This window comes from Gammaproteobacteria bacterium, assembly GCA_033344735.1.
Classification (GTDB): domain Bacteria; phylum Pseudomonadota; class Gammaproteobacteria; order UBA4575; family UBA4575; genus UBA1858.
On record JAWPMW010000001.1, the window covers coordinates 887,689 to 911,645 of the forward strand.

General features: G+C 39.4%; 21 protein-coding genes. 8 read left to right on the top strand and 13 right to left on the bottom strand.

The annotated features are described in order from the left end of the window. The first annotated feature begins 10 nt into the window (after window positions 1-10). Window positions 11-4,717 (top strand): PilC/PilY family type IV pilus protein, encoded by a 4,707-nt coding sequence (locus tag R8G33_04650; GenBank protein ID MDW3094946.1) that lies wholly within the window; start codon window positions 11-13, stop codon window positions 4,715-4,717. Between the two features lie 9 nt (window positions 4,718-4,726). Then, on the top strand, window positions 4,727-5,197 hold the full coding sequence (locus R8G33_04655; GenBank protein MDW3094947.1) for a type IV pilin protein: 471 nt from the start codon (window positions 4,727-4,729) through the stop codon (window positions 5,195-5,197). 20 nt (window positions 5,198-5,217) lie between these two features. Here the strand turns inward: R8G33_04655 and R8G33_04660 are convergent, their stop codons facing one another. Genes R8G33_04660 through R8G33_04680 form a run of 5 tightly spaced genes read right to left on the bottom strand, consistent with a single transcriptional unit; the run spans window position 5,218 to window position 10,134 of the window. Further along, window positions 5,218-6,213, bottom strand: coding sequence for a serine/threonine protein kinase (locus tag R8G33_04660; GenBank protein ID MDW3094948.1), 996 nt, complete (start codon window positions 6,211-6,213; stop codon window positions 5,218-5,220). Further along, the gene (locus R8G33_04665) at window positions 6,197-6,769 is read right to left on the bottom strand and encodes an amino acid kinase (GenBank protein MDW3094949.1); all 573 of its coding nucleotides are present in this window, start codon (window positions 6,767-6,769) and stop codon (window positions 6,197-6,199) included. The genes R8G33_04660 and R8G33_04665 overlap by 17 nt, the downstream gene beginning before the upstream one ends. After that, complete coding sequence (gene pabB, locus R8G33_04670; GenBank protein ID MDW3094950.1) at window positions 6,769-8,148, bottom strand: aminodeoxychorismate synthase component I; 1,380 nt, start codon at window positions 8,146-8,148, stop codon at window positions 6,769-6,771. The genes R8G33_04665 and pabB overlap by 1 nt, the downstream gene beginning before the upstream one ends. Before the next feature lie 5 nt (window positions 8,149-8,153). Continuing rightward, on the bottom strand, window positions 8,154-9,182 hold the full coding sequence (locus R8G33_04675) for a hydantoinase/oxoprolinase family protein (GenBank protein ID MDW3094951.1): 1,029 nt from the start codon (window positions 9,180-9,182) through the stop codon (window positions 8,154-8,156). After that, window positions 9,175-10,134: an ATP-grasp domain-containing protein gene (locus tag R8G33_04680; GenBank protein ID MDW3094952.1), complete on the bottom strand. Its 960-nt coding sequence runs from the start codon at window positions 10,132-10,134 to the stop codon at window positions 9,175-9,177. Before R8G33_04680 ends, R8G33_04675 begins: the two co-directional genes overlap by 8 nt. Window positions 10,135-10,149: 15 nt before the next feature. On the opposite strand from R8G33_04680, the gene R8G33_04685 reads away from it, so the two are divergent. Then, complete coding sequence (locus tag R8G33_04685; GenBank protein ID MDW3094953.1) at window positions 10,150-10,854, top strand: HisA/HisF-related TIM barrel protein; 705 nt, start codon at window positions 10,150-10,152, stop codon at window positions 10,852-10,854. Here R8G33_04685 and R8G33_04690 read toward each other — a convergent pair. The 8 genes from R8G33_04690 to R8G33_04725 all read right to left on the bottom strand — a co-directional run bounded on the left by R8G33_04690 (window position 10,847) and on the right by R8G33_04725 (window position 18,706). Beyond that, complete coding sequence (locus R8G33_04690) at window positions 10,847-12,070, bottom strand: 6-carboxytetrahydropterin synthase (GenBank protein ID MDW3094954.1); 1,224 nt, start codon at window positions 12,068-12,070, stop codon at window positions 10,847-10,849. The two genes, R8G33_04685 and R8G33_04690, sit on opposite strands and share 8 nt — an antisense overlap. A gap of 86 nt (window positions 12,071-12,156) precedes the next feature. Beyond that, window positions 12,157-12,684: a formaldehyde-activating enzyme gene (gene fae, locus R8G33_04695; GenBank protein ID MDW3094955.1), complete on the bottom strand. Its 528-nt coding sequence runs from the start codon at window positions 12,682-12,684 to the stop codon at window positions 12,157-12,159. A gap of 126 nt (window positions 12,685-12,810) precedes the next feature. Then, window positions 12,811-13,659, bottom strand: coding sequence for a triphosphoribosyl-dephospho-CoA synthase (locus tag R8G33_04700; GenBank protein MDW3094956.1), 849 nt, complete (start codon window positions 13,657-13,659; stop codon window positions 12,811-12,813). Further along, window positions 13,652-14,563: a RimK family alpha-L-glutamate ligase gene (locus R8G33_04705; GenBank protein MDW3094957.1), complete on the bottom strand. Its 912-nt coding sequence runs from the start codon at window positions 14,561-14,563 to the stop codon at window positions 13,652-13,654. Before R8G33_04705 ends, R8G33_04700 begins: the two co-directional genes overlap by 8 nt. Continuing rightward, window positions 14,556-15,524, bottom strand: coding sequence for a methenyltetrahydromethanopterin cyclohydrolase (gene mch, locus R8G33_04710; GenBank protein ID MDW3094958.1), 969 nt, complete (start codon window positions 15,522-15,524; stop codon window positions 14,556-14,558). Before mch ends, R8G33_04705 begins: the two co-directional genes overlap by 8 nt. 33 nt (window positions 15,525-15,557) lie before the next feature. Then, complete coding sequence (locus R8G33_04715; GenBank protein MDW3094959.1) at window positions 15,558-16,601, bottom strand: ATP-grasp domain-containing protein; 1,044 nt, start codon at window positions 16,599-16,601, stop codon at window positions 15,558-15,560. Window positions 16,602-16,691: 90 nt separating this feature from the next. Next, window positions 16,692-17,597 (bottom strand): NAD(P)-dependent methylenetetrahydromethanopterin dehydrogenase, encoded by a 906-nt coding sequence (locus tag R8G33_04720; protein MDW3094960.1) that lies wholly within the window; start codon window positions 17,595-17,597, stop codon window positions 16,692-16,694. Window positions 17,598-17,701: 104 nt separating this feature from the next. After that, entirely contained in the window at window positions 17,702-18,706 is a 1,005-nt protein-coding gene (locus R8G33_04725; GenBank protein ID MDW3094961.1) for a GHMP kinase, read from the bottom strand. Between the two features lie 182 nt (window positions 18,707-18,888). Here R8G33_04725 and R8G33_04730 point away from each other — a divergent pair, with 182 nt between their 5' ends. The 5 genes from R8G33_04730 to R8G33_04750 all read left to right on the top strand — a co-directional run bounded on the left by R8G33_04730 (window position 18,889) and on the right by R8G33_04750 (window position 23,885). Continuing rightward, entirely contained in the window at window positions 18,889-20,148 is a 1,260-nt protein-coding gene (locus tag R8G33_04730; GenBank protein ID MDW3094962.1) for a hypothetical protein, read from the top strand. 8 nt (window positions 20,149-20,156) lie between these two features. Continuing rightward, window positions 20,157-21,809, top strand: a complete 1,653-nt coding sequence (locus R8G33_04735) for a formylmethanofuran dehydrogenase subunit A (GenBank protein ID MDW3094963.1) — start codon at window positions 20,157-20,159, stop codon at window positions 21,807-21,809. A 10-nt stretch (window positions 21,810-21,819) separates the two neighbouring features. After that, window positions 21,820-22,743, top strand: a complete 924-nt coding sequence (gene fhcD / locus R8G33_04740; protein MDW3094964.1) for a formylmethanofuran--tetrahydromethanopterin N-formyltransferase — start codon at window positions 21,820-21,822, stop codon at window positions 22,741-22,743. After that, window positions 22,718-23,542 (top strand): formylmethanofuran dehydrogenase subunit C, encoded by an 825-nt coding sequence (locus tag R8G33_04745; protein ID MDW3094965.1) that lies wholly within the window; start codon window positions 22,718-22,720, stop codon window positions 23,540-23,542. The genes fhcD and R8G33_04745 overlap by 26 nt, the downstream gene beginning before the upstream one ends. A gap of 70 nt (window positions 23,543-23,612) precedes the next feature. Next, window positions 23,613-23,885, top strand: a complete 273-nt coding sequence (locus tag R8G33_04750) for a DUF4242 domain-containing protein (protein MDW3094966.1) — start codon at window positions 23,613-23,615, stop codon at window positions 23,883-23,885. Window positions 23,886-23,957: the final 72 nt, after the last annotated feature.

A 23,957-nucleotide genomic window follows, 5' to 3' on the forward strand; every position in this document is an offset into this window, starting at 1 on the left:
GGATAAAGATATGAAAATTAAATTCCTTGATAAATTAACTCCAGTTCTATTAGGTATATTGGTTGTTATATACACATCTACAGCATTTAGTGTTACTGGTAGCTCTGGCACTTTTACCTCCAAGCCACCTACAACATCTCCACCTACCCCATTAGTCATGTTAACCATGTCTAATGATCATCAGCTCTTTTATAAAGCTTATACGGACTGGGATGATTTAACTAATGATAATATTCCTGAAACCACTTATTCAAATGCATTTGAATATTTTGGTTATTTTGATCCTCAGAAATGTTACGACTATGATGCGACTGATGGGAGATTTGAACCAACAGCAGTAACTACCAATCACTATTGTGATGTAGTTTCTCCAAATTCATGGAGTGGGAATTTTTTAAATTGGGCTACTATGACTCGTGTAGATATATTGAGAAAAGTACTTTATGGAGGTACACGATCTACAGATACGACTACCGAAACTGTTTTAGAAAGATCTTACCTACCCACTGATGCTCATAGTTTTGCAAAGTATTATGGTGGTAGTGATATAAGTCAACTTACTCCATTTAGCGTGACAGATATTACACTATGCAACACAACATATACTGCCGATACTGGCACAGATGGTGAATCTCAAAATGTAGACGAACCCCCACTAATTCGAGTTGTCGATGGTGACTTCAGATATTGGGCTGCTAACGAAAGATGGCAATGTACTTACGATGATGAACGTGGTGATAATTCCAGCGGTACCAATACAACAGGCTCACAAACCAGTGACCCAAACAGAGGTACAGATGGCCTAGGTGAAAGCACAACAACTGATTATATCGCTAGAGTACAAGTTTGTGCTTCTGGATTAATTGGCAGTGAAGATTGCAGATCATATGACACTAGTGGCAGCACATTTTTAAAACCATCTGGTTTACTTCAAGAGTATGGTGAAGACAGTCAAATACACTTCGGCTTATTAACTGGAAGCTATGAAAGCAATATATCTGGCGGTGTTGTTAGAAAAAACATTAGCGACTTCTCTACTGAAGTAGGTGTTAATGGGATATTTACAGGTACAGCTGGAATCGTTACTACACTGGATGCATTAAGAATATCAAGATACGGATATAGCGATAATGGACGTTACAATGTTCCAGATAATTGTTCATGGGGTATAAACAGCTTTACTGAAGGTAACTGCTCTAACTGGGGAAATCCAATCAGCGAAATGTATCTTGAAGCCGTGAGATATTTTGGTGGCTTATCAGAAAACACGAATTTCTCAGCTAATAATGATGGCAACTATATTACTGGTTTATCTACACAATCATGGGTAGATCCGTTAGATGCAGACAACTATTGTGCTTCATGCAATATCATTGTTATTAATGCCAGTGAAGTTTCTTATGACAATGACAGCTTAGATATGTCTGGCTTACCAAGTGGTTCGGCTACAATGGCATCTACACTCACCAATGCGGTTGGTGTTGCAGAGGGTATTTCAGGCAGTCAATATTTTGTAGGGGAAAATGGTGTAAACAATGACCAGCTATGTACCGCAAAATTAATTACAAACTTAGGTAGCGTGCGCGGGACATGTCCAGGCTCTCCTCGTTTATCTGGAACTTTTAATATAGCTGGACTATCACACTGGGCAAGGACACAAGATATAAGAACTGATTTAACATCAAACCAACAAATCTCTACATATTCTGTTGCACTATCTCCCGCTGTGCCAAATATTTCTATTCCCATTCCTGCATCAACAAACCAATTATCAATCTTACCTGGTTGTAGAAATGACAGCATTAATGGTAACTGTGCAATAGTTGACTTTAAAATTCTAGCGCAAGATTTTGCTGCTGGCACTGGTACCTTTTACGTTAATTGGGAAGATAGCGAGCAAGGTGGTGATTATGATCAGGATATGAAAGGAACAATAAGTTACTCAATTAATACAGCGACAAATCAAATTACTATTACTTCTGATGTTGATGCACAGTCAACTGGCTATAGAATGGGATTTGGTTATATTATCAGTGGTACAACACAAGATGGTTTCCATGTTCACTCAGGCATAAATAATTTTAACTACACAGACCCTACTGCAGGTATATTGGGCTGTACTAACTGCCAAACTGGTGATGCCGCAACAAGTCAAACATATTCTATCGGTGCATCTGGCGCTAGCTTACTAGAGGATCCACTATTCTATGCAGCAAAATATGGAGGCTTTAATGATTATGATGCAAATAATCTTCCAGGTAATGGCGAGTGGGATGTAAAAGATTTAGATGGAAATTCAACTCCAGATGGTATCCCAGATAGCTTTTTCCCAGTATCAAATCCGACACAATTGAATTCATCATTACAAACAGTTTTCAATACAATTCTTAACAACGTTGCCTCGGGTACTGCTGCAGCGGTTACATCAAACTCTGTCAATGGAACTGGTGCATTATACCAAGCATTGTACCAACCACTATTTAGAGATGGAATCAACGCAGTCTCTTGGTCTGGGATATTAAGAGGAATTTTTATCGATCAAAATGGAAACTTTAGAGAAGACAATGATACTACTGGCACAAAAGGTAGACTTGATAGTTGTTCCATAGACAGGATTATTACAATTGAATTTGATACAACTGCAAATGAAACTTTATTAACACGATACAATTGTGACACTGATAATATGCCAACAACTGCCATTGAATCAGTCAGCCAAACTGAACTACAGACAATATGGGATGCACGAGATAATCTTGCATCGATCACGAACGTCACTACGCAAAGATCGTATAACGCTGTGGGATCGACTGGCCGTCATATTTTAACTTATATCGATAGCGACTTAGATGGTGAAGTTGACAGCGGTGAACTGGTAGATTTTGATCCATCTGAACTAGGAAGCACATCTACAGACACTAATCGTTATCGTTTACTAAATGCAGATACGGCTGTCGAAGCAGATAACATCATCAATTATATTCGTGGTCAAGAGATTAGCGGTTATCGTTCAAGAACAATCGATTACGATAATGATGGAACAGATGAAGTATGGCGCTTAGGTGACATCATTCATTCAACACCAACTATCGTAGGCGCTCCAAATCAAAACTATGACAACCTATATAATGATGATAGCTATAGAGACTATAAGTTAGCCCATCAAAATCGTCGTGAAATACTATTTGTTGGCGCTAATGATGGAATGATTCACGCATTTAATGCAGGGTTCTTTAATCAATCAACCTACACATTTGAAACTAGCGTAACGAGTGAGACAGCTCATGCACTTGGTGACGAAATATGGTCATATGTACCTTATAATTTACTTCCTCACTTAAGATGGCTCACTGAAGACGACTATCCTCATGTGTATTACATTGATAGCCCGCCTCAAGCATTTGACGTAAAAATATTCACGCCCGATTCAACATATGTTGAAGGATGGGGAACTATACTAGTTGCCGCAATGCGCTTGGGTGGAAGCCCAATTGCAATTGATCATGATGGAAATACGGGCACTCCTGATGAGACATTCCGTTCAGCCATTGTCGTATTAGATGTCACTGATCCTGAGTCACCACCAAAGTTACTTGCTGAAATCACTCACCCAGAGCTAGGGCTTACCACAAGTCTTCCTACAATCATGTTTGATGAAAGCGGAGCTAATAACGAATGGCATCTAGTATTTGGATCTGGACCAACTGATTTGGGCTCTGTTAGCTCAACGCAAACTGCTAAAATCTTTAAATATAATTTAAAAACTAAAGCCTTTGAAACTAACTTTGGACCTAAAGATCTGGGAATTGCAAACACATTCATTAGCGATGTCTCTGCAGTTGACTGGGATTTTGATTACCAGAGTGATGCTGCCTACTTTGGTACAGTAGAAGACGATAGCAGTACATCACAGGAATTTGATGGCCGTTTAATGCGCTTAAATGGAAACACTGCAACTACATTGTTGGATCCAGGACAACCATTCGTATCAGATCCACTGCTTGTACGAAATCAAAATGAACACTGGGTATTTTCTGGAACAGGACGGCTATACACTCTAAACGACAAAGCTAACTCAGATCAGCAATCGTTTTATGGTGTTAAGGAAAAATTAACAAGTGGAGCTGTTAATTATAGCGAGACAATAAACAAAAGCGAGCTAGAAGATGTCACAGGAATATCAGTCTTTTTAGATGGTACTACTGATGACCCTACTTATACTTCTTGGAGCGCATTACAAAACCATATCGAGATAAACAAGTCTGGTTGGTATAGAGATTTTGATAATCCTGTTACTGATCCAAGCACAAGAAATATTTCTCATGCTCTCAGCCTGTTTAATGAATTCTTAGTTTACACAACTGTAAAGCCTGAAGTAGGAAGCTGTGATGCAGCTGGTGAAAGCTTCTTAAGTGTATTACACATTCAAACAGGCACAGCTTTCCCATTCAATGTCATTGGCTTAGGTGGCACTAACTCAAGTGGAAGTAATGAAGCACTTGATACAGTCGACTTAGGGATCGGGATCCATTCTGCCCCGGTTATTCACACAGGAACAGGAGGAACGACCATTATCACTCAAAGTAGTGGCAGCGGCGGATCTTCAGGTGCATCTGGCGGCGGCGGCGGCGCTAGCGGTGGTGGCTTATCTGGCACAGGTGCCAGCGCACCAACAAGTGTAGGAGAAAGGAAGTCTTGGCGAGAAATTCAATTATAAGGATGTATAATGAAAGCATATGTGAAAAACTCATTTTCTAATCATAAATTCAACCAAGGTTTTACTTTGATCGAATTAATGATTGTCATAGTCATTGTTGGCATCTTAGCCAGCATTGCACTACCAGCATACACAGAACAAATGAGGAAAGGCAGACGCTCAGATGGTATGGCTGCATTATTACAAGTTGCCCAAGCACAAGAACGCTTCTTTACACGAAATTTTTCTTATTCTAATGATATTAATACTGAATTAGGCTTTGGTGCTAATCCATATGTATCAGAAGAAGGATTCTATAATATTGCTATAGCAATCCCTGGAGCATGTGTAAGCGGTGCTGTTAACTCATGCTTTACAGCAACGGCAACGGCAATCGGTGGTCAGTCAGGTGATGCTAAGTGCAGCACAATGACAATTAATAACCGCGGTGAAAAAACTTCTGCTAATGGCGGGACCGATACTACTGGTCAATGTTGGTAATTGACCAGTATATTTATTACTCAAGAATACAAATCAATTGCATCTTCTTGCAAGTTAAATAACTGCTCACGCAAATTTAGAATGTGTTCTTCCCAATAACGAGCCGTATTAAACCACGGAAATCCTAGCGGAAAAGCTGGGTCGTCCCAGCGGCGCGCTAACCATGCAGAAAAGTGAAGCATTCGCAAAGTACGCAAACTCTCAATTAGCTTTAACTCATTTATATCAAAATCAGCAAACTCATTATACCCTTCTATTATTTCACGCAGCTGTATTTGTTGCTCATTTCGATCACCAGACAATAACATCCAGATATCTTGGATTGCCGGTGCCATTCTTGAATCATCAAAATCTATAAAATGAGGAAGTTCATCACGCCAAAGCATATTCCCGATATGGCAATCTCCATGCGCTCTAATAAATTTCATATCTTTAGCGTCATCCATTATCGAATCTATTAACTTTAATAGATCATCCGTTAAAGTTTCATACGCAACTTTCAATTCATCTGGAATAAAATTTTCATTTATATATTTAACACTTTCATGACCATAACTTTGGCTATTAATTATTGGACGAAATTCAAAGGATACTGAAGCCCCTATCATATGAATACGCGCAAGAAATCGCCCAAGAATAATTAAATTATCAAGATTATCTAATTCTGGTGCCCTTCCTCCTTTTCGTGGATATAAAGAAAAACGAAAATTCCCGTATTCAAATAAACTAATTTTCTGTTTATTTTTAATTGGTGCAACAACAGGTAGTTCAGCTTCAGCCAACTCATAACAATAATAATGTTCTTCTTGAATCTGCTCATTTGTCCATCGCCCAGGGCGATAGAATTTGGCAATAACAGGTTCAGCCTCATCAATACCAATTTGATACACTCTATTCTCATAACTATTGAGAATTGTTACTCGCCCATCCGTTTTAAATCCCACGCTATCCACCGCGTCTAAAATAAAACTCGGATCTAGTGTTTCGAATGGATGTAAATCAGTTGAATTTTCCATTATTTATGTCAGAGATAAAATGTTGGGACTGAGAAGCATGATAAAAATGTATTTGACCGGAATAGTTTTTCGTAGCATCAGAAAAATAACTGTCAACTAATTCTGTTGATATATATTGATCAGTTGAGTAAATATCTATTTGAGCAGACTTGACCAGACATAAATGACTCGCAGACATCTTACATGCTAGCCATACAGCAAGAGAATCTGATGTGATTTGCCAATTCCTTGGATAGTCGCATTCTGTTGATAGATCTTGGTAGGGCAACCACACATAAGGCTTATCTGCAAATAAATTATTAGAAGATTCTAATGGTGATAACTTATTATTAATGTTAATCAACAGACAGCCAAATTGCTGCATCCCCATTACTGCCATATTATGAGCTGTGTTATCCGATAAATGCCATTTATTATCAACATCACGTACTTGATCTGCAAATGGCCCACCACCAGGAACAATAATTATAGGTACTTTAATACCAGCAAGTTGATCACACCACTCTTTCAAGTAGCTTGAAGAATATAGACTTCCACCAATTTTTATAATAATCACTATTGCTCAAAGAACCTAAATATTGCAGCAGCTTTATCAAATGTCTCTTGGTATTCTTCATCAACCTTAGAATCCCAAACCAACCCACCACCAGCATAAAAATATGCTTGATTATGTTTTTGTATTACAGTTCTTATTGCAATATTTGTATCCATTTTTCTATTAAAGCCAATATATCCAACACTTCCACAATATAATCCACGTCGATGAGGTTCTAGTTCTTCTATAATCTCCATAGCTCTGATCTTAGGTGCGCCTGTGATTGAACCACCAGGAAAACATTCACGCAACAATTCTACTGGAGATGTTTTGCTTGGCAATTTACCTTCAATAGTACTTACCAAATGATGCACCGTTGGATAGCTTTCTATATCAAACAATTTAGTCACCTTCACAGTATTTATCTCACAACACTTACTTAGATCATTTCTTAACAGATCCACGATCATTACATTTTCTGCACGGTCTTTTGTGCTTTTTACCAATTCTTCCTGTAACTTTTGATCAATCTTAGTATCATTAGATCTTGGCCTAGTGCCTTTTATTGGTTTTGTTATAACCACATCGCCATTAACTTGCAAAAATCTTTCTGGAGAAACACTCAATATTTTGCATTCAGGAATATTTATATAAGCACTAAATGGAGAAGGATTGATTTTACGTAACCGTTGATAACCTGACCAAGAATCACCTTCAACATTCACGGTAAATCGCTGAGCCAGATTTACTTGGTAGCAATCACCAGAACCTATATAGTTTTTAACTGAAGAAAATTTTTCTTTATATTGTTCAGCAGTCATATTAGATTGAATTTTATTTAAAGCTCTATAGCTATTGCTGTACTGGACTATATTTTTCTGACTACTAACTTTTTCAATAATATCTTGCCAATTCAATCGTACACGTGGCTCAGAAAGATTGCCCACCACCATTGCTTTTTTACCAATATGATCTGCTATGTATGCCCAATGATAAATCCCAACAGCCATCTCAGGAATACCAATATCATCTATAGCCGAGTTGGGGATGCTTTCTATTCTTCTTCCTAAATCGTAAGAAAAAAAACCTAATGCACCACCCGAAAATGGAAAATCATCTGATTCAATATAATTCCTAGAAAGCTCACTTGCTAACAAGTCAAAAGGGTCATCTGGCACCATTTGCTGATTACCCCCTGAAGTAATGGTAGTTAATCTCCCTTGAGTGACAAATGTTTTTTTGGGATAAGCTGAAAATATCTCATAACGGCCAAATTTACTCATTGGCCGTCCACTATCAAGAAATATCGCCCAAGGTAATTGAGCAAATGATGAAAAAATTGGCGCAACGTCCTCAAAATATGGGACTTCAACGCTTGTAATTTTAGAAATTCCAGGCATAAAAGTTACGATTGAAAAACAAGCGCAACAGCAGGCGCACAATCTGAACAATTAGCATCATAGTTTAGCCCAGGCGGAATAATGTATTGAGCAAATTCTTGATAATCAAGCAACAATTCATTAGCAATTTTTTTAATTAAAAATCTGCCAATGCCGGCTCCAACAATTTTGGGTTTATCGTCATGAGTTTTAACCTGATTTTTAATGCTCTCTTCAACCATTTTCATTTGTTGGATAGCAATATATTCTGCAACTGAAATCCAGTTTTCTTTATCTTGTTCTCTATAATCTTCACCAATCATACGAGCTAAACGCCGCATACTCGATGTTTTATCCTTAGGTTGACCATCTGTTGTATTACCATAATCAGCATGATCCGGCAGCCAACCCAATATTCTATAAATATCTGCAGAAACAGCGAAATATTCAGCCATTAGCGGAACAAAACTTCCCTTATAAGGAATTTTTTGACATATCGTGTTAACACAACTACGAACTACTCCAGTATAAACAAGCTCGCTAGTACAAAGTCTTTCAAAGTCTGACAAGCCATTAAGCTCTAATTGTCCTCCCTTAACAGATAATACATCTGTTGTAGTACTACCGATATCGACAAAAATAATATCGTCATTGTTACGACCGACGCAGAGACCACTGGCTATCCAGTTTGCTGAAGCGATTGATAACGTATCTAGTAATGCTGTTTTATGATCAACTAAACCTGTCCTTGAAAAGATTCTGACATTATCATCTAAAGGAAATTGCTCAAAGAATACACGCATAATTTCTTGTACTCCTTGTTCTCTAGAAATAAAAACATCAACCAACTCTCCGGTCATGGTGACATGATGATTAATAATGCTTTCTGGAATTAAAATTTTTGCTTTATGAATAATCGACACTAATTCATCCAATCCCTTCCATAGCGGACAATCCCATTGATGGACAAATAGCTCATTGTCTTCAATATATGCCAACTTTACATGCGCACCACCAATATCCCAACCAGCTCTTGTTAATACGTCATCAATCAAAGCACACCTCTGCAATTTGACTATTACAAATTACTTCTTCAGGCAGCTTCCCTTTTATAATAGTGTTCATGCATACTTCCGCTGGATTAATATTCAAGACTTCACTTAAGCCCGCATAAGAAGAAGTCAATCGCGGATTAATATCTATAACAACATAACCATCATCACTTGCGATTATATCTACTCCAACATAAGAGGCCAAACCAGGAAACGCTGTAGCAATTTTATTTGCAAGTGTCTCCATCTGCTTATCAATAGGTAAAGCATTGACGAGACATGCTTCTAATTTTGGCTCCAGTTCGCCAGAAAATATTTGTTTATTACATGCAAGTATTTTAGCTTGCCCTGAACTACATAGTAAGGACAAACTTAAATGTTCGCCAAAAATATAAGGTTGTACAACCCATTGATTAAAATCATCGATATATTCTAACGCAGAAGCACCTGAGTCACATATTTTTAAACCCTCACAACCTACTCCAAAACGATTCTTAATCACTGTCTTGCTAGTGAAAATATTTGCCTCCTCAACTGATAAATTAACTGCTGAAGGAATTCCTACATTTAACAGAAATGAAGTACACTTAATTTTATCTCCTGTAATTCTAATGCTTTCAGCATCACAATTTATTGTGGAAACACCATCATAATTTAATTGCGTGACAATCGATTCTAGTATTCCTGAACTTTCAGGTGCAATCACCCATGTGTAATCACTGCCTGCTGCCAAATAGGATACTTGTTTAATGTAATCTGTAGAGCTCTCAACTGTATGTATGACCACATTACTATTATCAATTGTGAAACGAGAATCCAGGCATGTCGTTAATTGAAGGTCTTTTATATTAGAACAATCCCTCAATACCGAGCTAAGCATCAACATGCCTTCTTGTTTTAATCCTTGTGGTAATGGATGATTAGCAAAACCACCACCAGTGATGAATTCAGTCACGAATAAACGCATGTAATGAATATAATTCCGGTTATAGATTATCAACAAGGAAATGTAGTCCTAGCGCAGATGGGTAATCGCGATAACTACCAATCCATTTCTTCCGTACTTTGCGATAAGCCAGATATTTGTAGTGTAATAGAAGGTATTTTAACGTTAGCTGAGTTCAAAACAATCTATATTGCTGATCTGGATTGCATAGAAAAACAGCAATTAGATAATAATTTATGGCCTTCACTCTGTTCTAAGTATCCTAATATTGAGTTTTGGATCGATCTCGGTCGCGTGAGCGAACTATGGGGTCAAGTAATGCACAATACCTGTAACGCGCGTCCTGTTATTGGCTCAGAATCCTATACTCATATAGATGAACTGAATACGAACCTGGATTTTCTTAATCAATATAACCCACTACTCTCAATAGATATAAAGAATAATGAAATCCTTGGCCCTGCATCACTACTACAAAAATTTAACGCCTGGCCAAATGAGATTATAATTTTATCTCTGAGTCATGTAGGCAGTAATAATGGCCCTAACTTTGCGTACATTCAAACAATATCTCAAGAACTTAACAATCAAAATATATTTTATGGTGGTGGCACAAGAGATATCAATGACATTAAACAGCTAGAACAGCTAAATATCCAAGGCATACTAGTTGCAAACAGCCTGCACTCAGGAAAATTTGATAAGAAACTATTAAAGAAAATTATTTAGCAATAACTTTTAAGCTCTTAGTATTTTGATGTCTGCGCAATAACTGCCTCAATACAGATCGGCCTAACTCAGGCTGACTGAAATGCTTAAGTGGAGTTTTGCCATTATTCTTTTGCATATCTTCTAAACTAGGACCACGATACTGACAGAAAGATTGAGTTGTTTCATAGGTTTGCAATTCAACCAAGCCAGGCAAAAACTCTATTAACTGTTCCCAGATAAATATATTCAACAATTCTGTGCTTGAACGCCAACCTAAATCTGCACACACAAAATTTAAGTTCTGATGATCTAATCTTTCTATAACATGCTTCTTAACAATTTCTTTGAGGTAACCATAGTCCACTACAAATCCTGTTAATGGATCAATACGTCCTTCAATCTTCACATGCAAAGTATAACGGCCGCCATGTAAATTCTCACATTTGCCAGGATGATCAGTAATAAAGTGAGCAGAATCAAACACCAACTCTTTACTTACAACAGCATGCTGTACATCTGAAAAATAACGTTCCGATACACAAGGTATATCTTTTAGATGCAAAGAAATTAATACTAGCAGTCGCTGCGCATCTTCCAATGACTCGGTTCTAAATAAAGATGTCTGCTTTTCAAATTCACCGTCTAACTTCTTCCAGCGAATTTGATAATCACTAGTTAAATGTGTCAGTAGAAAATCTATTTCATCACAATTTGGCAAACATATAAATATATAGCCATTATGAAACTCTCCTGCTTGCGCAATCAGCACAGCAAGAAATAACTCGAAGTCCAACTCATCATCATTAGACGTTAATTTATGCAAATAAGCAGTGGGCGTCTTAATTAAATTATTAGTCACTACGCGATGACTTGTAGATGTATAGGTGTATTCCTGTCTATATTGAAAACCATAAACCTGCAACTCACGCAAATACCATAGCAATTCATCAAGTCGTCTAATTTCACTGGATAAAGTTATAAAACTATTTTCCTCTTCAAACACACCACACAATTGCAACGCTTTAAGAATAGATAACGCTCGTTTGGATGGATCACCCGATGGCAGAGAATAATCTGCAATATCATCAACCACATTCACCATAGATTCGTGCACTAACAAGTCCAACGGCATATGATGTCGAATTGCATATTCTTGCAAAGTCAGGCCACAACAATCATTGAGGTGATTGTTATCTAAGTGCAGGACATCAGCGTTACATTCTTGGCATTTCATATTGACACTTTACTGCTAAATCGCAGACAAAAAAATACCCCGGATTGTTAAATCCGAGGTATTTAGAACTACTATAAAGAAATTGCTTAGAATCCTTTGAACGGATGCTCTGCAGAATCTTTTTGTGCAACAACTGTAGATGCTTTTGGCTCATCTTTGATAGCACGTTCGATAGACTCTTTTACAGCCTTGTAATTATTCTCGTAGATAGCTTCGTCGCTCTTAGCTTCCCAGTGAATAAATACACCAACGCAGATAAACATGTCATCTGCTTCGTCAGCTGGAATAGTGCCGTCTTCAACACTATCAGCAACTGCTTTAGCAACAGCCGCTTGAGCTGGACCAAACATTTGTACTGCTTGAGTAGCGCCTTTGATGGTCACTTTATTGAACATCATAGTGTTTGGCTTACAAGGAAGGTTAGGTGCTACAACAGCTAGCAAAGTAGAAAAACCATCTTTGTTATTTACTAAACCGTTACAGAACGCTGTCTCAACTGCAGAACCACGTGGGCCCATTAGTAAATCGATATGAGCGATTTCTGCCATAGTGCCAGATGGGTCATTGTCATTCACAAGTGACTCACCAACCATTACTCTGTTGACTACTGCCATTTAATTTCTCCTAATTAATTAGTATTGTTTATTTACAAACAGCCGTAAATATTTTCGATAAAAATTGTGTTATGGGCCCCTCCCTAATGAAAACTACTAGTAAGTCTTCACACTATAGTTCGTCCCTTATGCTTGCCTCTCTAACATTGCTACAAATAGAGTAACCACTGTTAAGTCTGCAGTCGTCCCTGGATTAATTCCAGCGCTCTTCAGTTCACTGTCTAATGACAATAGCCCCGAAACATGATCCGTTGGATCTCTAGACGCCAACACCTGTTTGGCAAGAGGCGCAATCATATCACTAATTTCACGTGCTTTTAATAGGCTATTTTTACGAATTATCAGACTATCTGGCTCTCTAAGCCACTGACTAAGAAACACAGCCGTTGCAGCCCATTCCTGACTACCCCATTTCTCTAGATATTCTCTATAGATGGACAAATTATGTTCGAAAATATCTGAGAAACCATTCGCAAACTGGTAAGCAATACGGTCCCTCTCAGCCGACATCTGCATAGCCTTCAATAAACTGACGTCAGGTTCACTTGAGATATCTTGCTCATCTACTTCGCCCATTCCACCCGGCATCGCTTGCTGAATGGCTTTGTAGCAGTGTTTTGCATCACTGATAGACAAACGAGACAATACATCACTTAAGTTATCTCTTAGCTTTTGACTGTAACCCACATTCACAAGCACCTCAGCTATTGGTGCTACCAGCAATATAATGCCTAGGTTGGTATTGTCTGCTACCTCAACTTGAGTAGCTTTAACAGCTTTAAGAATACGCTCCCCTACACCAGCGCTTTCACTAAATAATGGTGCAGCGGATACTTTACTACTTAGCTCAAACTGTTCCACAGTCATGCCGTGACCACTTGAATGATAACCAACGTTTCCTGGCTTTATTGCACGTAACTCAAGTAAACAGGCCTGTTGGTAGCACTGAATATAGCCAGAAATTTTATTAGTCATTCTGTTGTTTGAGCCCACAGCGCTTAAGAAAACAAGTAACAATAACATCCACAACTGGCTCTGATAGAGTTTGTTGAAGACCTTTCCAAGCCGGAACACTATTGACCTCAGTTACCCAGTATTTTCCTTGCTTATCTTTGATCAAATCTACACCTGCATATTCAAGCTGCGTAACACGCGTAGCATTAATCGCCAATTGCTCAACTGCTTGATCAAGTTTTATACTCTCAACATGACCGCCCTGAGCCACGTTGGTAATCCAACTTTCACCGACCCGCTTCATACTGGCAATAACTTCGTCACCAATCACAAATACACGATAATCAACGCCAACACGTTCACCTGCATCGACGTATTCTTGTATGTACATAACACCATGCATTTCTGAATAATCTATATATTGTGACGCATGCTCAAGTAGCTGTACGCCTTTGCCTTGAGAACCAAATATAGGTTTAAGAACCAGCTTTTTGCCTTCATCAATATAATTACGTATTTTCTTATGAATATGATGTAAGTCACTACTAATAAAAGAATTTGGCGTAGCAATTTTATTCAGCTTAAGCAAATATGACGTCATGCCTTTATCAACACTGCGTTCTATTCCACGAGTGTTATTAAAGACGGGGACACCGGCATATTCCAAGCCATGTAACACATCTAAATAATAAACTACCTCTTCCAGACTACCACCAGGCACGCCACGCACAAACACACCTGCAGGCAAAGTGGAAAATCCAGGAAGATTTATTCGAGGTGACTCGGAATCTAAGTCGAAATGACAATCTTGTAGACGTGTAAAGCGTGACATATATCCACGCTGTTGAAGAGATTTTTTCAGCTGTTGTCCATGCCAGCCAGGATCATCAGTGATGATGGCAATGCAGGGATCGTTGCTAGCCACCAAATGATTCTTTCAATAAATCTAAATTAACTTCGCCAGCAAAGAATGTGTTGCCACTCTCCATAGCAGTCACACTCACTTGTGCAGGACTGAATAACATTTGATCTATTTGATAGAAGTCGTACTTAGCATCTGCGAATACTTTTGCAAAAGGCTTGCCGTAGTCTTTGGATGTGTTTGAAGGAAGGTCATTGGCAAGTGCTTTTGCGTCATCGTCGGAGCCAGTGACATACAACTGCACACGACCTGCAAATAAAATGGAGTCATTGGTTCTTCCCATGGCCTGAACAAAGTCAGGTATTGGAGGACATAGTGGCGCACTACCCGCTCCATCGACAATTCTCTCTAAGGGGAATTTCAATTCATGTGTCTTATGTAAAGCCGTCTCTAATACTCTAGCAACTACTTGAACTACACCAGCTAAGCTCTTGGTTGGAGTGAGTATTACAGTAAGGTTCTTGGAATCAACTCCACATTGCTTAGACATTTTTGCGAGCAATTCTGAAGGTGGATTTTTATCGACCTCCATGACTAAACAAACTTTGTCATTCTTGTCTTCATAAGCCAATTCTTTATACAAGGGTTCACGTAGTGAAGCTGCACGACCAGGTCCAGAGCCTAAGGCATAAAAGGCGTCTTTACCTTCGCCATGTGATAATTGCCAGCCAGCATATTGGCTACCCAAGCACGCAAGTACCGGATTTGAACTATGCACATAGACAGACAATGGCCAATTTGGAACAGTGTTGGTATGAGTAAGCGACACATTACCAAGTCCCCCTAAACAAATTTCACTAATTAGTCTACCCGCTTCTAGACCACCATGGTGATTAATGCCAGCATCAACAATGGTCACTCCACTGCTGTCTTGTTGCACACCTACTCGCAAAGCATCAGCTCCATCAATTAACTGTTGAACTATCGGTTGGGACAATTTATTAATACTTGGCTGCTTATTCATACTTAATATCATTTATTAGGTTTACATTATAATTTATTGTTTTAAAAGACTTAATATCTGCTTTCGCCTTTCTTCCAAAAGTGTGCGAACTGATTCGGCATCATTTCCCGCTTCAACATAGACACTACAGACCGGCTCTCCTACTGATATCAATCTACCTGATTCTGGCTTATCTTTTGCCCAGTCTGGCCAAAGCATATCTCCATGAACCTCAATATCTGTATCAGCATAAATTATCAAGTATCCATACAATGCATAATTTTGACTATTGATTAGGATATTTGAAAGCCGCTCACCCTCACATACTCTGATGTGTGCGTCAACCAGATTCAGACCAGGATTTAGCTGCTCATAAAGCTCGTAGCTTGCTGATATTCGTGGATTAATTTCTATTACAAAAACCTCACCCCTAGCCACGACCATATCCATACTGAAGACACCAACTAGATTAAAGTAAGATATTAATTTATCAACATAACTTTCTATTTTTATTAGATTTTCCTTACTTATAAATGCATTGGCCAGCGCACCCTCATATAGATATGGCAATGCATCGAAATTTGAATTTACATATTGTTGATTAATACCAATAATTACGTGTTCTCGTTGATCTGAAATGCATAAAGCAGACATCGACACTCCCACCATTTCCCGTTGCCAATAACCACTTAACGCTTCAATACGTAAACTATTTGAACGTGAAATACCTACTCCACCACAACTTGACGGTCGCTTATAGAGCCAGTCGTTGGCTGCTGGAGCAATGTTGAAATTGATCTCGGGGAAAGGAATATTCAAATCGGTGAGGGCTCGGAAAAATTCTTTTGGGCGATTTACTTTAGACAAAGTTGAGATATCACTACTTAATAGCGTCCAACCTTCGATAGACTCAATTAAGCCTGCAAAATGCTCAGAACCGGCACCAAGTATGATCTTAGCATTCGAATAATTAGTCTTAAGACGACTTAGACAAGTGCTTAATTTACTAGCTTCAAATTCACCTGAATTAAGAGGGACACACCAGCATTCTTGGCAAACGGCAATGGTATCAATATCCGCAAAGGCATCAACCGCCACCACACCATAACCCGCTCGGCGCGCAGACTCTGAGAGAGCGCGCGCCGAATGGGCAATAATGATTAATACCTGGGAATGACTAACTATTGATTACTTTCCGTTCACGTAATCACGTGCTACTTCAAACGCATGTTCAAAGTGAAGATAAACTGGCTTATCTTCCTCACACATTTGCTTTAACAATCTGTGCTGAGTCTGGTATTTCGCATTTCCTATTGCTAACGCCCCAATGCCAACAGCACCACTCTCTGAGCCCTTTATTGGCGCAGCATCATCCATCACATCAAGACCAGATATACCTGTGGGTGGCACTGCATTCACATCGGCGGCTACTTTAAGACGGGTTGCGCTTTTAACCTGATTTTCATTCATAACTTGCACGCCGGCAGCCGCTGTTGCAAATACCACATCAACCTCATCCAGAATATCATCAATATGTTCGTTGGCTTCACCTCTGATGCCGGTAATTTCTGAGCCGTATTCTGCATTACAGATACCGGCAACACGTTGCGCTTTATCTTTTTTACGCCCCATAATCTGAACATCTGCGCCAGCTTTGGCTGCAATGACTGCTGCTGCCATACCGACAGGGCCTGTACCACCCAAAGCAACAACACATTTATCTTTTAAATCAGTTCCATGAACATCTTTTAGGGCTTTTTCTACTTTAGCGACCATACCTGCAGCCGTTGTAAATGCACCACTTGGATCCGCAAACGCAGACACTTCAAAAGGTGGCACCATAGACTCCCGACAAATTTGCATCATATCCATCGCAGTATGCATATCGCGACCACCAAAGAAGATTCCTGTTCTTTTCACTCCACTTGGACCACGAGAGAAAATGGCATCTTGCACTAGCGCTTGAACCTCATCATTTTCGACATTTATATATGGCAAACAATTTGTCCAACCTGCATCAATTGCCATATTGACGTCGAATGGGCTCAAATTCTTAGCTGCCGTGATCATATGTAAAATATATGCTTTTTCCATGTGTAATATCTCTCTCTTTTGTTTATCCCAATGTTATCGTAGTCAATATATTTCGCATGCTAATTTTACTAGCATGCGAAGAATTAGCTTGAATCTAGTTTAATTTACCCAGTGTTTTGAGTAGTTTGGTTCTGCTGACCATTTTCTGAAATGGTAACGACAGAACCTACGTTGTTGCCTTTCACAACTTTATAACTGAGTTGTGTTAGATGAGTAAACTGATTTTGGCATTCTCTCATCATTGTGTGAGCGGCGGTATCACTATCAAAAAATGCAAATCCAGTGGGCCCCCACGAGCTTTGACCAACTCCTGGAATGTCCTTCTTGATCAGATACTCGATCACCTCAGCAGCAGCAGCACTAGTATACCTACCACCTTGTGCAGGAGCGAAATAATCACCTACTCGCTGTTGAATTTCACGCACTCCCAAACCAAATTCTTGAATATTATTTTCTATTAGTCCCGGTAAAATTCTAGCCAAGACTTGCCTAGACAAAAATCCAGCACATGAATCAGAAAATCTAGGCAAGGTTGAGAATGCATCTGCTTCTGGCGCACCATGTAGTCCTAAATCACTCTCATCCTGAATTATAAGAATTCTCCATGCCTCCGGAAAAGGATGCCTGACTATTGTAGGAGGCACTCGCGTTTTACTGCCTCGACCACCATCAATTATCATCCCACCTTGTTGAAATGCAGCCACACCAATACCGGAACGTGCGCCTCGGCCTAATTCCTGTGCAATTCCTACAGCATCAATTTCATAATCAAATAAATTGGCAACACCAGCACCCACACAGAGAGCAAGCTGGGTTCCCGAACCCAATCCTGAATGTTCAGGAATCGAGCGACGCACAGTTATATGGCAACCACCATCTAGGTTCCATTTTTCGAATAATTCTCGAGCAAAATCTAATGCTCGCTCAGAACATTCTCCCTGTGCTTCAAATTTTTTAGCAGCTTTTATAGTTAATTCAGTACTAAAACCATCTATGGTTACACCAGCGCTTATAAACTTTCGACCCAGCGCACCTCCGAGATCAACAAATCCAAGGTGCAATCTTGCAGGAGACCTTACGGTAACATTTTGATTTTTGTGGTATAACATCAGTATTCTTACTAATAGATTTCTGTTTTCACTTGGTGGCTCTATTTTACACTCAACTGGCTAGTTCAAACTAGCAAATACCCGAACAATCTAACTCACATAGTCACTTTTTACAGAGAGCAGCAGATAGTAAATAACGATAGTACTCGAAACAACCATCACCTCACTTTAGAATTACATACATGCAATTTGAAAATGTCACCTGCCCTCATTGTGGAATACTTTGCGATGATTTATCGATAGATGTAAATGGGTCTGTGTTGAAGCCTGTTAATGCACTCGACAAACATTGCATGAAAGCCTATGAAGATGCATCTTTTGAAGAGTCTACGCTCTTCACACCTATTGTAGATGGTAAAAAAACATCTTTAGATGATGCGATCAAAAAAGCATCAGAGCTTTTAAATTCCAGCAAACAAACTCTTGTAAGTGGCCTAATAGCTGATGTGCAGAGTTGCCGGGAAGCAGTTGCATTAACAGACAAGCTTCAAGGTGTTATTGACCATGCTAATGGGTCAGGAATGATAGCCAATGTAGCCGTTATGCAGAGACATGGTAAAGTTAAAACAACATTAGCTGAAGCACGTAACCGAGCAGACAATGTCATTATATTTGGGTCAGAAGTGTTAAACCGGTTTCCACGTTTCCTAGACCGCATACTTTCTCCAAAGAAAACCTTAGGCAACAACAGCACAATTAATAAAACGATAACTATTATTGACTCGCAGATAGCTACAAGTCCTATAGAATTTAACCAAAAAAATATTCAATACTTAAAACTGAATGCTCTTTCACTAGACAGTATTATTCAAAATCTGCAACGCGTTGTTCATGACAACCCAGATCCCAGCGAACTGCATGATGATGACACAAAAGCACTAATTAGTATTTATCAAACAATGCTAAGCAGTAACTACACCACAATGGTTTGGAACACAGGTTTGTTCGACAATGACATTGCCGAACAAACAGTACAAGCACTGACAATGATGATTAGAGCCATCATGAAAACACATCGTTGTGTGGGATTACCTTTAGGGGGCTCAAAAGGAGAAATTACTGCAAGCCAAGTCGCAACTTGGCAGACAGGAGTTCCCTTACCAATTAGTTTTTCTACTGGCGCTCCTATCCATGACCCGCTGTTGTATAACGGTATGTCAATGTTAGAAAACAAAGAAGCCGATTGTTTAGTATGGGTTGCAACATACAGCCCAGATGACACACCACCAAAGACGGACATACCGACTATTGTAATTGGGCATCCAAAAATGAAGATAGATAATGATTCTGCTGTATTTATCCCTGTTGGTGTGCCTGGAATAGATACTCGCGGACTTGCATGCCGAACAGATAGTGTCGCGACACTGCCTTTACAAAAAATTCGCAGTGTAGATTTACCTACAGCACAGGACGTATTAATAAAAATTACTGGAATGCTATAGAGGGAACGATGGCAATCAAACTTACAGGTGGAGAAATTTATGATCCTGCACACCAAATTGATGGTGTAAAACAGGATTTGTATATCGTCGATGGGAAAATCACCCATGTATTACCTGAAAATGAAAAAGTTACACAAACATTCGATTTATCAGATTGTATTGTGATGGCTGGAGCCATTGATTTACATACTCACATCGGTGGAGGCAAAGTTAATATTGCACGTACCATGATGTTAGAAGACGAACATGCTCACCCAGATTATGGAAATGATATTCGCCGATCTGGTAATGGGCACATCATTCCATCTACATTCACTGCCGGTTATCGTTATGCAGAAATGGGTTACACCGCGTGCTTTGAACCTGCAGTACTTCCCGTTAATGCGCGCCAAGCACATATGGAGATGGCCGACACACCGATGGTAGATAAAGGCGGTTATGTTTTATTAGGCAACGATGATTTTTTGCTTAATATGTTGCAAGACGGCGTCCGTCAATCCACCATAAATGATTATGTCGCCTGGATTCTGCATGCGAGTCAATGCATAGGCATTAAAGTAGTAAATGCAGGAGGTATACACGCCTTTAAGTTCAATCAGCGACGCCTTGATGTAGATGAAATAAGTCCAGCAGGAATAACTCCAAGATATATAATTAACAAACTTAGTCGTGCCGTCCATGAACTAGGTATTCCACACCCACTGCATGTGCATGCTAGTAACTTAGGTATTCCAGGTAATTTTAAATCGACACTAGCCACGATGTCGGCGGCAGAAGGTTTGCCCATCCACCTAACACACATTCAGTTCCATAGTTATGGAGCGGAAGGAGATTACAATTTTTCTTCTGCAGCTTGTGAGATTGCTGAAGCGATAAATAGCACACCTAATGTTACCGCAGATGTCGGTCAAATTATGTTCGGTCAAACGATTACAACATCAGGCGATACTATGATGCAGTATTTTGGTCATGAACATGCGAGTCCAAAAAAGTGGACTGTGATGGATATCGAATGTGAAGCAGGATGTGGCGTGATTCCATTCAAATATAAAGACAAAAGTTTTGTTAATGCCTTGCAATGGGCCATTGGTTTAGAAATATTTTTACAAGTCAATGATCCATGGCGTGTATTCCTAACTACCGACCATCCTAATGGTGCACCATTTACAAGCTACCCTCACCTGATCAAATTATTAATGGATAGATCCTTCAGAAATGATGTGTTCAGTATGATTCATGTCGAAGCACAAAAAATGTCTAACTTAGCTTCCATGGATAGAGAATATAGTTTGTATGAAATTGCTGTTATGACACGGGCCGCACCTGCAAAGATTCTTGGCCTGACTAGCCAAGGTCATTTAGGAGAAGGCGCCACAGCGAATATTACAATTTATCGCAAACAAAATGATATTGAACAAATGTTTGCTAAACCTTCGATGGTATTTAAAAATGGTATGCAAATAGTCAAAGATGGCGAAGTCATCAAAACTGTTATAGGAGTCACTCACGTGGTGAAACCAGACTATGATGCCTCTATTGAAAAGCCATTAACAAAATACTTTGATGACTACCAAACGATATCGATGCCAAATTTCAAAATTTCTAATGATGAAATGGTAGAATGCATTGGTAGCGAAATAGAAATTCACCCTTGTAAGTAATAATATGGATATGATTGTTAATGGTGTAGTAATTGACGATACGTTTTCCGAAGCGTTCTCGATGCGTGCCACGCGTGTCATTATTACCGCAATTAATTTTAAATGGGCCCGTCATGCTGCTGAAACCATGACAGGCTTTGCTACCTCTGTGATTGGCTGCAAAGTTGAAGCTGGTATTGAAAGAATGGTGGGTAATCATGAAACTCCTGATGGCAGACCCGGTGTATCAGTATTATTATTTGCAACTGACAGCAAAACATTAGAAAAGCAATTACAGACCCGTATTGGTCAGTGTGTTTTAACTTGTCCAACAACGGCAGTGTTTTCAGGCATGCAAGGCGAACCGGACAAACAAATTGCCCTAGGCAAAAACTTACGCTACTTCGGTGATGGTCATCAAACCTCAAAAATGATTGGCAACAAAAGATTCTGGAGAATCCCAGTCATGGATGGTGAGTTTTTATGTGAAGAAACCACTGGCTACCAAAGCGCAATTGGAGGTGGCAACATATTAGTCATGGCGCGCAGCATTTCACAAGCATTACTGGCATGTGAAGCAGCCATTGATGCCATGGGTATGCTATCGAATATTATTCTCCCATTCCCTGGCGGTGGTGTACGTTCTGGTTCAAAAGTCGGTTCAAAATATAAGTTTTTAAGTGCCTCCACAAACCACCCATTCTGCCCTACGTTAAAAGGCGAACCTGATAGCGCGTTAGATAAAAATATTGAAGCCGTGATGGAAATTGTTGTTGATGGACTCTCTAAAGAGGATGTTTTCAATGCAATGCACCATGGCATTGAAGCGGTATGTGATCTAGGCAAATCTCAAGGCATTGAAAAAATAACAGGGGGCAATTACGGCGGCAAATTAGGGCCCCATCATTTTCACTTAAGAGAAATCATGCATGAGTCATACACTCGTTACATATAAAGGCTCAACTCAAATGCGCATTGATATGCGCTGGTTAAGTGAAGCGTTAAATCAGTCAAGCTCGGCAGATCAAGTCAAAAGCCATTCTATTTTTATTGGTAACCAACAAATCCCCATAGGTGATTTATTTGATATTTCCGCTGATGATTTTTCTGACTCAGTAGTATTAGAAAATAGCCATGACAAAATGGATTATATTGGATTTGAACTTCAAGCCAAACATAAAATTAAAGTTGAAGGTGATTGTGGGCATTATACTGGCGCCCAATTGGCTGGTGGCAAATTAAAAATTAAAGGCAACACCTTAGACTACACAGCCAGCAACATGAGAAAAGGCATCATCAAAATTGATGGTAACTGTGGACACTATGCGGGTAGCGCCATGGCTGGCACGAAAAAAGGTATGTCTGGAGGGACTTTATTAGTACATGGAAATTCTGGTGATTTTACAGGTGACTTGATGCGCCGTGGCCTGATAATGGTTGAAGGTGATATCGGCGACTACTGTGCAAGTCGAATGATTGCCGGTACCATTACTAATTTAGGAGGCATTGGCAAACAAGTCGGCGTTGGCATGCGACGCGGCACCTTACTGTTGCCTCACAAACCCGAAGATATGAGCACAGGCTTTAAAGATTATGGCCGACACAATCTTGGCTACCTGACTTTATTACTACACGAACTGCGTCGCTTCGAAAGCCGCTTCCAATCTTTACATCCCATGCGACGCCGTGTGCAACGATATCAAGGTGATATCGCCGTTGGTGGTCAAGGCGAGCTACTAGTTTGGATTGGCTAATCACAGACACATTAAAGATTGATATTTTAAACAAATAACGACACTATAAGAAAAAAAACAGGAGGAAATCATGCCAAAATACATTATCGAAAGAGAAATTCCAGATGCAGGAAGTCTAACTGCAGCAGACCTACAAGGCATTTCACAAAAGTCTTGCAGCATTCTTAAAAACATGGGCCCACAAATTCAATGGGTAGAAAGCTTCGTCACACAAGATAAAGTTTATTGCACCTATATCGCACCCAATGAAGAAGAAATTCGCAAACATGCCCAGGAAGGCGGTTTCCCTGCTAATAGCATTGCTGAAATCAAATCAGTAATTGACCCAACAACATCAGAATAATTAATTGCTAAACAAAAACGCGCACCAAAAACCTAAATTTGAGGAATTTTGGTGCGTCTTAATTGTTTATTA

What these genes read in the sequence shown, in the direction of transcription:
- R8G33_04650 (MDW3094946.1), top strand. Translation starts at nt 11, where the DNA reads ATGAAAATTAAATTCCTTGATAAATTAACTCCAGTTCTATTAGGTATA.
- R8G33_04655 (MDW3094947.1), top strand. Translation starts at nt 4,727, where the DNA reads ATGAAAGCATATGTGAAAAACTCATTTTCTAATCATAAATTCAACCAA.
- R8G33_04660 (MDW3094948.1), bottom strand. Translation starts at nt 6,213, where the DNA reads ATGGAAAATTCAACTGATTTACATCCATTCGAAACACTAGATCCGAGT.
- pabB (MDW3094950.1), bottom strand. Translation starts at nt 8,148, where the DNA reads ATGCCTGGAATTTCTAAAATTACAAGCGTTGAAGTCCCATATTTTGAG.
- R8G33_04685 (MDW3094953.1), top strand. Translation starts at nt 10,150, where the DNA reads ATGAATATAATTCCGGTTATAGATTATCAACAAGGAAATGTAGTCCTA.
- R8G33_04690 (MDW3094954.1), bottom strand. Translation starts at nt 12,070, where the DNA reads ATGAAATGCCAAGAATGTAACGCTGATGTCCTGCACTTAGATAACAAT.
- fae (MDW3094955.1), bottom strand. Translation starts at nt 12,684, where the DNA reads ATGGCAGTAGTCAACAGAGTAATGGTTGGTGAGTCACTTGTGAATGAC.
- R8G33_04700 (MDW3094956.1), bottom strand. Translation starts at nt 13,659, where the DNA reads ATGACTAATAAAATTTCTGGCTATATTCAGTGCTACCAACAGGCCTGT.
- mch (MDW3094958.1), bottom strand. Translation starts at nt 15,524, where the DNA reads ATGAATAAGCAGCCAAGTATTAATAAATTGTCCCAACCGATAGTTCAA.
- R8G33_04720 (MDW3094960.1), bottom strand. Translation starts at nt 17,597, where the DNA reads ATGGAAAAAGCATATATTTTACATATGATCACGGCAGCTAAGAATTTG.
- R8G33_04725 (MDW3094961.1), bottom strand. Translation starts at nt 18,706, where the DNA reads ATGTTATACCACAAAAATCAAAATGTTACCGTAAGGTCTCCTGCAAGA.
- R8G33_04730 (MDW3094962.1), top strand. Translation starts at nt 18,889, where the DNA reads ATGCAATTTGAAAATGTCACCTGCCCTCATTGTGGAATACTTTGCGAT.
- R8G33_04735 (MDW3094963.1), top strand. Translation starts at nt 20,157, where the DNA reads ATGGCAATCAAACTTACAGGTGGAGAAATTTATGATCCTGCACACCAA.
- fhcD (MDW3094964.1), top strand. Translation starts at nt 21,820, where the DNA reads ATGATTGTTAATGGTGTAGTAATTGACGATACGTTTTCCGAAGCGTTC.
- R8G33_04745 (MDW3094965.1), top strand. Translation starts at nt 22,718, where the DNA reads ATGAGTCATACACTCGTTACATATAAAGGCTCAACTCAAATGCGCATT.
- R8G33_04750 (MDW3094966.1), top strand. Translation starts at nt 23,613, where the DNA reads ATGCCAAAATACATTATCGAAAGAGAAATTCCAGATGCAGGAAGTCTA.